The following is a 13460-nucleotide window of genomic DNA, read 5'->3' on the forward strand; positions in this document are numbered from 1 at the left end:
TGAAATAATCTGTCTTGGACGAAGGATTAGAATGACAAGTTCACATTGATACCGTAGCGACGTACAGAAGGCGTCTGCAAGCCAGAGCCACCGTCGGTAATGTACTGGTTCAGGTCCACGTCTTTTTTCTCAGCAAAATAGAGCAGGTTACGTCCTACCAGCGAAACTGACGCGGCACGGATAAACTTGCTTCTTTCCAGCATTTTGGCAGGGAAACGATATCCGATCACCACCTCGCGGAGCATACCGAAAGAGCGGCTCATCAGGTTACCTTCGTCAGAGTTGTAGTACCGGCTCACCCAGTCCTGCACGTTTTGCGCCGTCGCATTTGGCTTGAATTTCAGTTCAGACAGGTTGGTAATGTTACCGTCCGCATCAAAATTCAATGCAGTTCCATCCACCACCTGAACACCCGGTCCTACGTAAGTTTTGTTCTCGGTATTGTTTTTAAATGCCTCGTAATCCGTCTCACGCGAAGCGCCCAGTTGTCCTTGGATGAGCTCAATGTGGCGACCACCGCGGAATGTTTGTTTCTGGATGTAATTGGAAATCACACCGCCGATACGTCCGTCAAACTGGAAGCCCAGGTTGAAGTTTCCGTAAGAGAATTTGTTGTTGATACCGAAAACAAATTTGGAATTGGCGTTACCCAAATAGCGCGGCGTGTTGGTATAGATCGGACGACCTGATGCATCATTAATGATCTGTCCGTCAGCGGTTTTTGCAAAAGCACCACCGTAGAATTTGTCCATCCTATCGCCCACTTTGAAATAAGTGTTCAGCTTGTCCTGGCCTGGATAAATGTCGGTAAGTACTTGTTTGTAGGTCGAATAGTTCGCTACGATATCCCAGTTAAGACCTTTGTCGCTTTTCAGCGGAGAGCCTGTTAAAGAGATTTCAAGACCGTTTTTACGTGTTTTGATACCATTTACCAAAGCAGCGGTATAACCTGTCGTAGACGAGATCGGCAATGCGAAAATACTTGGGCCGTCATTTGAAATATAATAAGCAACATCCAGTCCGATACGGTTTTGCAGCACACGTAAATCCAAACCGAATTCAGTTTGTGAAGTTGTGCTCGGCACCAGGCTCGGGTTATTGATGGTATTAGTAAAATAGGCCGCCGGCTTGTTGTTGTAGGCAAATGGTGTGGAGTAAACCGCAGAGTTCTGATAGCTAGGACCGCCGTAAGAAGAGCTGTACTGCTCGCCATAACCCAGGAAGTAATCCGTATTAGGCGTCGCACCAATGTTCGCCGAGGTCAAACCATCTTTCACATTTGCATAAGAACCACGCAGTTTCAGGAAAGAAATCACCTCCGGCAATGTAGTGTAATCCGAGATCACGGTCGATAATGCGACCGATGGATAGAAGAACACGTTGTTACCTTTTGGAAGCGTAGACAGCTTATCCATACGACCTGTTGTAGAAATCGTCAGGAAATCCTTGATCGTGAAATCCGCAGAATAGTAAGCCGAAGCCACCCGCATATCAGAGCGGAAGTTGGTACTTTTTACCGGGTTAGCCGAGTTCGCAAAGTTATACAGGCCCGGTACGTTCAGATAATCCGTAGAAGTGTACTGTGAATTGTACTCAAAACTGCGAATGTTACCGCCACCCCAGATTTTCGCATTCAAACCTGGCACAATGTCCTTGTCGAACTTAATCAAAAGGTCGGTGTTGTTTTCAAACAGGTTCCGGCGGTCTTCACGGTAGTCACCACGACGCTCGTCACGGCCATAAGCACCGGCAGAGTAAGGCATTTTCTCGTTACGGAACATGCTCCAAGTGTTGATCTGCGACCGGAAGCTGGCTTCCAGGAAGTCAGTAAACTTGTAAGTCATGGCCGCCTGACCGATGATATCCGACTTCTGGTGACCCCGGAGCCACTCGTAGCTCATGAAATACGGGTTGTTGTAGCGCTGATATTCTGCGTAGATCTGCTGCGTACCTTCTTTTCCAGGCTGCCAGTAGTTGCGCATATCGTCCACGTTCCAGTCAGCACCAGCCCACAATACGATGTTGTAAATGATCGAGTTAGGACCGTAGTTCACGTCAGGAATATTCGGCGTATACTGGCGGTTGTATTGCAGAGACGAGTTGAATGTCAGCTTCTTGGAGAAATTGTAATCCGCCGTAATGTTGAAGTTGGTAATGTTCAGCTTTGTATTTGGAACGATACCCTTCTGGTGAATGTGTGAAGTTGAGAAACGCAGGTTGTATTTTTCACCGCTGGCCGAAACTGAAATGTTGTTGGTCGACAACAAACCTGGCTGCAAAAAGCGGCTCAAATTGTCTTTACCGCGTGCTACCCACGGCGTGCCTTGTCTTACACCCGTCACCGGATCCACAGGGCTGTCGTACTGCGGGATCAGCTGGCCTTCAAATTTAGGTCCCCAGCCGCCATCGTAATCGCCATCATTCAAACCACCCCCTTTACCGTCACCGAAAGCATAACGACCGTGGTCACCAGGTCCGTAAAGGTCCTGAACCTTTGGAATTGCGTAAAAACCGTTGTCAACCATCGTCGATGAATTGAAATCAACGGAAAATCCGCGCTTGTCTTTGGTACCGCGTTTAGTCGTGATCAGGATCGCACCATTTTTACCACGGAAACCGTAAAGTGCTGATGCAGAAGCACCTTTCAGAACCGAATAAGTATCAATGTCGTCAGGGCTGATGTTCCAGGTATCGGAGTTAACGGGCACACCGTCTACAACAAAAAGTACGTCGGTATTACCACGCAGCTGAATGTTCGGCTTGCGCAACATTTCCTGCTGCACACCCACCGTCAAACCGGCCACTTTACCCGCCAAAGCATTGATCGCGTTGGGTTCGCGGGCTTTTACCGTTGCACTTCCGTCCACGGTCTGGATCGCCACACCGATTCTTCTGACATCTTTTTTGATACCTAAGGCAGTGACCACCACCTCGTTAAGCTGGCGCAAGTCGGCGCTCAGCTCTACATCGACTACGCTACGTCCGTTGACCGCAACTTCCTGCGTAGAGAAACCCAGGAATGAAAAAATGACCGTCGACACATTGTTGCTGATGTCCAGCTTGTAATTTCCTTCTGCGTCTGTGATCGTACCGTTCGTAGTGCCTTTTGCAATAATGCTGACACCCGGGATCGGTTGCCCGTCTTCTTTGGACTTCACCTGACCAGTGATAACCACCTGAGCCATAGTAAGCTGTGAGAGAAGTACAAAGGCAAGCAAAAAGAGAGCCTGCCTACTTCGTCTGAGAACATCCAGCCGCAAGTTTGAGTAAAAAGGTTTCATCATGAGCGCAATTGTTTAATTGTTTATTGTTAAGGAAAGAGCATTGAAAACTCGCTTACCAAAATGCAAAAGTCCGGTTTTGGCGGATTTTTGATGTTAAGTATTTATTAACATACTATAAACAAATGTGGCTGACCCGTGCGGCGGATGCCGGAAACTGATTTTTACAAAAGCGACCAGAAATTAACCTGTCCCAGGTGAATGCCTGCCGGTATATCACGCGAAAGAAATCGCGCTCGCCTCTGAAATTGAGAATTGAAAGTGTTAAATCTAAAAATTTTGCGGGACAAAAAATACGGGAAATTCAAAAGTTACCGCACTAGTTATAAGTAGTTTACGGTTACAAATCATCATTTACTTTCCAGATTGCAATTTTATATTGGAATTGGTAAAGAGATTTTTTTATAAATTGGTCAATCCGATAATCCTGTGACTACGAATACAAACGCAACCCGGGAAAGTCGTATAGTAACCTGCGTAATAACAGCCCAGGCCAGTTAGCGACTGACCAGCCAATTTTTAATATAGTTAAACTTTTACCCGAAAAAAGCCAATCGGGATTTCATCCTTAAAGGGTGCCTGGATACATTTGATTGGAATTAATGTTGTTTCGGTCAAGCCAGATTTTCAAAGAATAGATAAGTCATCCTTCAAAATCCGACAGTCGGTTATCTCTTTGTTATGTCCTTATTTCTTGAAAATTAATTATAAAATTTCCGGATATATTAGTGGAAAAAAGTGCGAACTTCGCTTTTTAATTGTAAACATTACACTTAATATATCCGATGCGTCACTTTTTTATAAAAGCCTGCCTCCTTTGTCTGGCAAGTCCCGTCCTTGTTTTGGGGCAGATGGTCAAAGGAAATTACTCCCCTCTTTCCCTTAAAGACCTCAGCTCCTTCGAAGGCGGCAAGCCTAACTGGTCCGTGCAGGGTGGCATTGCAATCCATCCTACTGGCGCTACCAAACCAAAAATTTCCTCCGGCGAAGGCATCCTGGTCGGAACTACGGGCAGCGTGATTACGACTAAATTGAAAGCAAGTGATCTGCGTCTTTATGCAGAATTCATGGTTTCGCCCGATGCAGAGGGCAGCATTATCCTGCCCGGCGGCCAAAAAGTCCGCATTTCGGATAGCAGCAAACAAAAAGTTACCGGGGTGACAACTTCTGGCTATGTCGGCCAGTTTCCGACACAAAATGCCGCGAAAGCAGCTGGCTTGTGGCAGACGATCGAACTGACTTACGATGCTTCGGTTCCGCATGTGGCTAATTCCGCCAGACTGAATTCCTTATCATTAAATGGCGTCACAATCCTGGAAACCATTTATCTCCCCAATTCGAAACCTGCTACCGACGGCCAGCCGATTTCTTTTGAAGTCACAAAGGGCACCATCGCATTCCGCAACATTGGCTACCAGCTGCTGGCAAGCCGCAAGCCGCTCACATTATCTAATCTGACTTACAAAGTTTACTCCGATAAATGGGACGCAAAAGATTATAGCAAGCTCGACCATGAAGGTCAAACTGCGATCCTGACCCAGGAAGTCACCAACGGCATGCGTGAATTTCACCTGGTATATGAAGGCGATATGGAAGTGGCGGAAGCAGGCGACTACATTTTTACCAGCATTTACTCCGGCCCGCTTTTCAATGTGGATGTGGATGGAAAAAGTGTCCTGGCAGGCGGCGAAAGCACTTCTCAGGAAACACATACCGGATCTGTAAACCTGACCCAAGGCAAGCACCGCTTTAAAATACATTATTCCAGATTCCCCTGGCGGCAGCCTGCGCTGGGCCTGCGCGTAGAAAAAGCGGGTATCCGTCCCTACGACCTGCACACACTTTCTTCTTTGCCTGAGCCTGAGCCAAAACCATACATCAGCGTCACCCCGGACATGCGTCCCGAAATGGTGCGCTCATTCATCCTGCTTCCCGGCGAAAAATACAAACGCACACATTGTATCTCGGTCGGCAGCCCGGACGGCTGGAATTATACGGTGGACCTCAACCGCGGCGCATTGGTACAAGCCTGGCGCGGACAGTTTGCCGACGTCACCGAAATGTGGTACGAGCGCGGCGAGCCGCAATTGCTTTTTCCGGCTGGTTTGAATGTCCACATTTCAGGCAGGAGCAGCTTTGCAACTTTGGAAAATGCGAACGCAGCGTGGCCAGATTCTTCCAACATTAACTTCCTCGGCTACAAAATCCAGTCGCAGGGTTACCCGGTTTTCAGATATTCCGTGGGTTCGGCGACGGTTTCGGACGAACTCGTATCTACCGGCAACAACATGACGCGCACATTGAAAGTGGAAGGCACCTCGCAGTCGCCGCTTTACTCCCTGCTCGCCAGCGGCAAGCAGATCGTGGAAGTCGAAAAAGGACTTTACCAGATCGACGACAAGCTGTATATCATGGTTGATAAAAAGGCGAAAGCGACGATCCGCCCGACCGGCGAGACCAGCGAGCTGATCCTGCCTGTGTCCGGTACCACGACTTATTCCATGTTCTGGTAGTTGTTCCCATCATTTTCAAGACATTCCGATTTCAAATCAATGAAAAATATTCTTTTAGCTTCTCTCATTTCCCTGGGCTGCGCCAACGTTTATGCGCAATCGAAACCCAATAAGGAAGACGATTTTTACCGGATCATTACCATCCCCATTCCGGACAACATTAAAATGGAAGTGGGCGGTATGCAGGTTTTACCCGACGGCCGCCTGGCGACTTCTACCCGACGGGGCGAAGTTTGGATGATTGGCAACCCATACCTGAAAGGCGACGGCAAGCCTTCGTTTCACCGGTTTGCGTCTGGCCTGCACGAGCCGCTGGGCTTGTTATACCGCGGCAAAGATTTCCTGGTATCCCAGCGTGGTGAAGTAACCCGGCTGGTGGATTCGGACAATGATGGCGTGGCCGATGTGTATGATTCTTTTGCAAAATGGCCGCTGTCAGGTAATTACCACCAATATTCTTACGGACCTGTACCTATGCCAAATGGCGAGCTGCTGGTTACATTGAACCTCGACTGGGTAGGCCGCGGCGCCAGCCAGTCGAAATGGCGCGGGTGGATGCTGAAACTGGGCGAAGATGGAAAACTGACGCCTTTCGCGACCGGACTTCGCTCTCCGTCGGGCTTTGGCTCTTATAAAGGCGACATTTTTTATACCGAAAACCAGGGCGACTGGGTAGGCTCGGGCCGGATGACGCATTTGGAAAAAGGCGATTTTGCGGGTAACCCGGCCGGTTTGAGATGGAGCAAGGAAGAAGGCTCGCCGGTGAAACTGACGCCTGATGACATTCCCAACACCGGTGAGCCGCTTTACGACGTGGCGAAACGCGTGAAAGGTTTGAAGCCGCCGGCTGTATGGTTCCCGCACACATTGGTCGGGATCTCTACTTCCGATTTTAAAGAAGACGTTACTTCCGGAGCGTTCGGACCTTTTACAGGACAAATGTTCGTGGGCGACCAGGGGCACAGCATTATTACCCGTGTGGACCTGGAAAAAGTAAATGGCGTGTGGCAGGGAACCGTTTTTCCTTTCCGCGAAGGTTTTATGTCTGGTATCCTGCGTCTTGAATGGGGTTTGGACGGCTCTCTTTTTGTAGGTCAAACCAGCCGCGGATGGTCGGCTACGGGTAAGTCGGAGTTTGGCATTCAAAGACTGGCGTGGACCGGTAAAATGCCTTTTGAAATGAAAACCGTGCGGTCAATGCCGGATGGTTTTGAGATCACATTCACGACGGCTGTGGACAAAAAAGCAGCGGCCGACCAGGAATCTTACAAGCTCAACAGTTTTACCTATAAATACCACCAGACCTACGGCAGCCCGATCGTCAATACCGAGGAGGTACCGCTGAAAGGGATTGTGGTTTCAGAAGATGGCATGCGCGTTCGCCTGGTGGTAGACCCGGCGAAGCTGCGCAAGGGATACATTCATGAGATCAAAGCGGAAGGTATCAAGGCGGCTGACGGAAATTCATTGCTGCATTCGATCGGTTACTACACATTGAATGAAATTGCTTCCGGAACCGCGATCAATCCTTCCCAATTTACGACTACTGTAAAAGCAACTGTCGATCACAGCGCGCATAACATGGCAACCGCCGATGCTGCGAACACAGCACCTTCTGCAAAACGTGTCACCGAAATGCCGGCCAGCTGGACCAGCGGTCCTGACCAGACGATCACGATCGGCACGGTGCCGGGCTTGAAATTCGATATCTCAGAAATTCAGGTGAAAGCTGGCAGCCGCATCCGGGTTGTTTTCAATAATAATGATGATATGCTGCACAACCTGGTGATTACAAAGCCTGGCAAATTAAATGCAGTGGGTGAAGCTGGTTTAAATCTGGGTTTGAAAGGTTCGGAACTAAGCTATGTCCCAAGAACCGATGATGTTTTGTTCCATACCAACATTGTGGAACCCGAAAAAACGGAGTCGATTTACTTTGTTGCACCCAAGCAGCCTGGTAACTACCAGTATGTGTGCACATTCCCTGGCCACTACACCCTGATGCAGGGCAAATTGAAAGTGGTGAAATAAATACATTTCGTCCCGCTGGGCCTTTTTTCCGGCGGGGCGTTTTTCTGTTTTTTTATTAAAATAAATACGCTTCCGCTGCAAGGAGAATAAATTTGCGCCTTACTTTGGTTAGCATAATTCGATGATTAAATAAAACAATGCCTTTACGGATTTGAGCCACCCAAGTCACATATCGGACCTTTATGATGTTAACATCCGGCTTTGGAAACGTTTCAAAGACGGTGATTCCGATGCGCTCGGGCAGCTTGCGCAGGTACATTACCGCGCACTTTACAATTACGCCACCAAATTCACTTCCGATCCCGATTTTATCCGTGACACGATCCAGGAACTGTACCTCGACCTCTGGGAACGCCGCGCACATTTGTCGGAAACGGCTTTTGTGAAATCCTATCTGCTGAAAGCGCTCCGACACAAGCTGATCAAGGAATCGATCCGGTTGAAGCGCTTCCAGGAACCAGAAGCTGCGTTTTTTGATGACGATCAGGCGGATTCCTGCATTGAGGCCCACATTATTGCAGACGAAAACATGGCTTATCAAAGTGGCCGCCTGCAAAAGATCATTTCGCTGCTTTCCAAACGCCAGCAGGAAATCATTTATCTCCGCTTTTACCAGAACCTTGAAAACGAAGACATTGCCCAGATTATGGGACTGGGCCGCCAGAGTGTCTCCAACCTTTTGTACCGCACATTAAAGGAAATCAAGGAAATCTGGATGCCGACCGCGTTTCTCTGGCTGCTGACTTTTAGCTGCTAGCGTTCGCCAAAATCCCCAATAGCATTATTTCAAAAAAATTTTCAATTTTTTGGTTATCCCCGGCCAAAAACCTGACATACATACAAAAGAGGCATACAAACTCATCCCACTATCCTGACAATATTTTTACCCCATGATTAATTACCGAATGTATTCGGTCGAAGAACTGGCTGCGGACGACATGTTCCGGCGCTGGGTGCTTGCGCCTACTCCCGAGATCACCTCTTTCTGGCAGCAGTGGCTGAACGAAAATCCGGAACGAGCTGATGCCGTGGCCCGCGCGCGGGAACTGGTGAATGCGGTGCACAACCTTTACGGCGACGACCTTACCGACAACCAGGTCGAGTTTGAAGTAGAAGAAATTGTGCGCCTGGCGGAAGCAAGAAAAGAACCTGCTTCCGACCGCATTATTTACTGGCCCGCATTGTGGAAATCGGCCGCTGCGGTGGTGCTGGTTTCGGGCTTGGCTTTGCTTTATTACACGCACAAATCGCCGGTTGAAATCGCTGAAAAAGCGCCTTTTGAGCAAATAAAGGAAGAAGTGATGCAGGTGCGGGTGAACAATTCAGCGGTGGAAATGACCATTTTGCTGGGGGATAACAGCGTAGCAACATTATCAAAAGGCAGCACGATCAGGTACCCGAAAAAATTTGATGCAAAAGAGCGTCGGGTGTATTTGACAGGTGAAGCATTTTTTGACGTGGCGAAAAATCCAGCCCAGCCATTCCTGGTTTATACCAATGAAACCGTGACCAAAGTGCTCGGTACGAGTTTTCGCGTGAAAGCATTCGACGACGACAATACAGTGCTGGTGGTGGTGAAAACAGGCCGGGTGTCTGTTTATCCTAAAAAAGCTTACGAAACGGCTGCCGGCGAGACGCCCAAAATGGCAGGCGTAGTCCTTAATCCTAACCAGCAGGCGGTATTTATCCGCAAGGAAAACCGGCTCGAAAAAGGAATGGTATCGCAGCCGCAGCTGCTTTCCGAATCCATTTCGCAAAAAGATCAGGTTTTCGACGACAAGCCGGTGACGGAAGTTTTGCAGGCTTTGCAAAAAACCTACGGGATCGTGATCATTTATAATGCCGAAACGCTGGCGAACTGCGCCATCAGCGCCCAGTTTGACGATGAAACATTGAAACAGCGTATGAATGCGATTTGTGAGGCGATCGGCGCGAGCTATGAGATGATCAACGGCCAGATTATGCTTGTTTCAAAAGGTTGTAATTAAAAACAAACCCTCTGCCTATGATATAGAAACGCTACTGAATCCTTTGAAAGAGCCAGTGATGTTCGCACCACCACTGACTCAACCTCCCGGTAAAAACGCCTTTTAAAGGGCGCAGGAGGATTTTGTCCCATCTTTTCCAATACTGAACAAAACAATCAAAAGTATGAAAAAACACCGACACTTGTCCAGGCTACTCTATCGGACCATGAGAATATCATTATACCAATTATTAATAGCCTTTATCTTCGCGAGTGTATCCGCTGCCGGTACGGTTGGCGCGCAGGATATCCTCAACCAGCGGATCACCCTGCAAGTCAATAACCAGGAGATCAAAACGGTGCTGAACAAGCTTAACAAGCTGACGCAGATCAGGTTCACTTACAATTCGTCATTGATCCGCTCGCAGCAGAAGGTCTCTGTAAATGCAGTGGAACGTCCGCTGGCCGACGTGCTGGACGAGATTTTCAGGCCGATCAATATAAGCTATAAAATTGAAGGAAAACAAGTTGTGCTCACCAAAAGCACTGCCGAGCCCGGCAGTCTGATTCCGCTTCCGGTACACAACCCGTCCAACATTGACCGCACGATCAGCGGCAAGGTTTCGGACGAAAAAGGCCAGCCGCTACCGGGCGTGAGCGTGGTGGTAAAAGGCGGAAAAAACGGTACTGCAACGAATACAGAGGGCACTTACGAACTTTCCGTGCCGGATGCGGGCGGCGTATTGGTTTTTTCCTACGTGGGTTACACACCCGAGGAAGTAGCACTGGGAAGCGCATCGACGTACGACCTGAGCATGAAACCGGATGTAAGAAACCTGGAAATGGTCGTCGTGACGGCGCTGGGTATCAAGCGGGATGCGAAAAAATTGGGTTATTCTACTGCGACGGTCAATACCGAAGAGCTGCAATCCAACCGTACTACCAACCTGGGAAACAGCTTGCAAGGAAAAGTGGCGGGTTTGAATGTGACGCCTCCCGCGAGTGGACCGGGCGGATCCACGAAGATCCGTATACGCGGCCAGTCGTCTTTTGGCGGTAACAACTCCCCGCTGATCATCGTAAACGGTATCCCGATCAACAACAGCAGCGTATCGGCCGGTGGCTCGAACGGAAATGGTACCGGCAACCCTACCGGCGGTTCGTCCGATGCGGGTGATGGTTTGCAGAGTATCAACCAGGACGACATTGAGTCGATGACGGTTTTGAAAGGTGCGGCAGCGGCTGCATTATACGGTTTTCGCGCAAAAGATGGAGCGATCATTATCACGACTAAAAGCGGCAGCAAAACGACTGGTATCGGCGTTGAACTCAACTCCAATTTCCAGGCGCAGCAGGCCCTTGATTTTACCGACTTTCAATATGAATATGGTCAGGGAGAATTTGGAAAACGGCCTACCAACACGGCTGAGGCACAAAGCTCGGGTGTTTTTGCATTTGGTGAAAAACTCGATGGCAAGTCTACCCCGCAGTTTGACGGAAGTTCGCAGCCTTACATTGCGCACAAAGACCGCATTAAAAAATTCTATCGCACGGGAACGAGCTTTACCAATTCTGTGGCGCTTTCGGGCGGGAACGAAAAAGGAAACTTTCGCCTGTCGTTTGCCAATACCGACGCAAATGCGATCATGCCCAACTCCGATTACCACAAGCGGATCTTCAACCTGGGTTTGAATTATAAATTCTCAAAAAGACTGTCTGCGCAGCTGAATGCCAACTATTCAAACGAATACAACAAGAATCCGCCGCAGATTGGTATCCAGGATATGAATGCGAATACAACGATTTATACCATGGCAACCAGCATCGACGCCGACTGGCTGAAAAACCGCAAAGATGCCAACGGAAACGAGATGCCGCTGGCGCGTTTTACCAACCGGAATAACCCCTACTGGGTAGCGTACGATCGTTTTGAGAATGTAAAGCGCGACCGGATTTTTGGAAATACCTCTGTACGATATGATTTTACGAGCTGGCTTTTTGTGCAGGGACGCATCGGGCAGGACTATTACACCCGTCCGTATAACTACAACCGGCCAACAGGTACGCGCTCGATCAGCGCGGTCACCACGGGCTTCAATGGTTATTACTACCAGGATGTTTCCACTTTCCGCGAGCGCAATATGGACGTGCTTATCGGCGCCAACCGTACGTTCGGGGATTTCGGGATAGACATTACCCTGGGCGGCAACCAGATGCTGCAGGTGAGCGACAATGTGTCCACAGCCGTAACCAACTTCTATGTCCGCGACCTTTACACCATTGCAAATGGTCAGGTGAAAACGCCGAATTACGGTTATAGCAAAAAGAAAGTTAACTCAATTTACGGCGCGGCTGAATTCTCTTACAAAGGCTTTTTGTTTGTGAATGTTACAGGAAGAAATGACTGGTTCTCAACATTGAACCCACAGTCAAACAGCTACTTATATCCTTCGGTGAGCGGTAGCTTTGTGTTCAGTCAGGCATTTGCAAATGCACCAAACTGGCTGAATTACGGAAAACTCCGCGCTGCTTATGCGGAAGTGGGTGGCGATACGGACCCTTACTCAAACAACTTGTACTACGGTATCAATGCAAATCCTTTCAACGGGACAGCATTGGGAAATTTACCTTCGACGGTCAGCCCGAATGCCAATTTGAGGCCGCTTAAAGTGAAAGAAACCGAGGTAGGTCTTGAAATTAAAACCTTTGACAGCCGCCTGAACCTGGATATGTCTTTGTACCGCAAAAATACGGTTGATGAAATCCTGAATGTGGACATTTCAAATGCTTCGGGTTTCAGCCAGACCAAAGTGAATGTGGGTAAGCTGCGTAACCAGGGTGTTGAATTTCTCTTGACGATCGTGCCCGCACGCACCGACGGATTTACCTGGGAAACCAGTTTCAACGGAAGCTACAACATTAGCAAGGTCATCGAGCTGGCAGCTGGCCAGCCACGATTTGACGTGGGTACCGGTGAATTTTTCGGGATCGTTTCTCATGAAGTCGGCAAGCCGCTGGCGTCGCTCCGGGGATTTGACTACAAAAGAGATGCACAAGGCCGGATCATTACTTCGGGTGGTTTGCCGCAGCAAGGTAACCTCACCACTTTCGGCAGCGCGATCCCGAAATGGGTCGGTGCGTGGGTGAACACATTTAACATTAAAGGCATCCGTATCGGCACGCAGATCGATTTCAAGGCGGGCAACAAAATCCTCTCCAACTCTAACCTGAACTTCCTGCGGGAAGGTTTGTCGAAACCATCGCTCGTGGGACGTGAAGGCGGCGTGCTGCTGGACGGCGTGAAAGCCGACGGCTCGCCCAATGATACCCGGGTGGAAGCAGAGCAGTTTTACACTTCTTACCGGAGCACTAACATGGCCTCGCCCTTTGTGTACAATGGTGCCTTTGTTAGATGGAGAAGCATCTCGCTTGGTTACGATCTTTCCCGTTTTGTTAAAGATAAAACCTTTATCAAAGGCCTGACAATTTCGGCGATGTGCAACAATGTATGGTTGATCAAAAAATACATCGACAACCTGGATCCGGAAGCTCAGGTATCTGCATCAGACAACCTGCAAGGCATCGAAACCCACACCCTTCCGACTACCAGAAGCTACGGGATCAATCTGAATGTTAAGCTATAAGAGAAGTTATTCACTCATTCCCCGT

The 13460-nt window shown here is 48.9% G+C and carries 6 protein-coding genes; 5 read left to right on the forward strand and 1 reads right to left on the reverse strand.

Annotated features, from left to right (window positions below):
* Window positions 1-26: 26 nt before the first annotated feature.
* Window positions 27-3185, reverse strand: coding sequence for a SusC/RagA family TonB-linked outer membrane protein (locus FEN17_RS05230; protein WP_138364223.1), 3159 nt, complete (start codon window positions 3183-3185; stop codon window positions 27-29).
* Between the two features lie 881 nt (window positions 3186-4066).
* On the opposite strand from FEN17_RS05230, the gene FEN17_RS05235 reads away from it, so the two are divergent.
* The 5 genes from FEN17_RS05235 to FEN17_RS05255 all read left to right on the forward strand — a co-directional run bounded on the left by FEN17_RS05235 (window position 4067) and on the right by FEN17_RS05255 (window position 13435).
* On the forward strand, window positions 4067-5794 hold the full coding sequence (locus FEN17_RS05235) for a 3-keto-alpha-glucoside-1,2-lyase-like domain-containing protein (protein WP_138364224.1): 1728 nt from the start codon (window positions 4067-4069) through the stop codon (window positions 5792-5794).
* A gap of 39 nt (window positions 5795-5833) precedes the next feature.
* Complete coding sequence (locus FEN17_RS05240; RefSeq protein ID WP_138364225.1) at window positions 5834-7825, forward strand: plastocyanin/azurin family copper-binding protein; 1992 nt, start codon at window positions 5834-5836, stop codon at window positions 7823-7825.
* A gap of 151 nt (window positions 7826-7976) precedes the next feature.
* Window positions 7977-8582, forward strand: coding sequence for an RNA polymerase sigma factor (locus tag FEN17_RS05245; protein WP_138364226.1), 606 nt, complete (start codon window positions 7977-7979; stop codon window positions 8580-8582).
* A 133-nt stretch (window positions 8583-8715) separates the two neighbouring features.
* Window positions 8716-9813 carry a FecR family protein gene (locus FEN17_RS05250; RefSeq protein ID WP_138364227.1) on the forward strand — a complete coding sequence of 366 codons (1098 nt, stop codon included), beginning with the start codon at window positions 8716-8718 and terminating at the stop codon, window positions 9811-9813.
* 205 nt (window positions 9814-10018) lie between these two features.
* Window positions 10019-13435 carry a SusC/RagA family TonB-linked outer membrane protein gene (locus tag FEN17_RS05255; RefSeq protein WP_138364228.1) on the forward strand — a complete coding sequence of 1139 codons (3417 nt, stop codon included), beginning with the start codon at window positions 10019-10021 and terminating at the stop codon, window positions 13433-13435.
* Window positions 13436-13460: the final 25 nt, after the last annotated feature.

Source organism: Dyadobacter luticola (assembly GCF_005860805.1).
Lineage (GTDB): Bacteria > Bacteroidota > Bacteroidia > Cytophagales > Spirosomataceae > Dyadobacter > Dyadobacter luticola.

Bases quoted from the DNA above. Each gene is read 5' to 3' on its own strand.
- FEN17_RS05235 (WP_138364224.1), top strand. From the start codon at position 4,067: ATGCGTCACTTTTTTATAAAAGCCTGCCTCCTTTGTCTGGCAAGTCCC.
- FEN17_RS05255 (WP_138364228.1), top strand. From the start codon at position 10,019: ATGAGAATATCATTATACCAATTATTAATAGCCTTTATCTTCGCGAGT.
- FEN17_RS05230 (WP_138364223.1), bottom strand. From the start codon at position 3,185: ATGGCTCAGGTGGTTATCACTGGTCAGGTGAAGTCCAAAGAAGACGGG.
- FEN17_RS05240 (WP_138364225.1), top strand. From the start codon at position 5,834: ATGAAAAATATTCTTTTAGCTTCTCTCATTTCCCTGGGCTGCGCCAAC.
- FEN17_RS05250 (WP_138364227.1), top strand. From the start codon at position 8,716: ATGATTAATTACCGAATGTATTCGGTCGAAGAACTGGCTGCGGACGAC.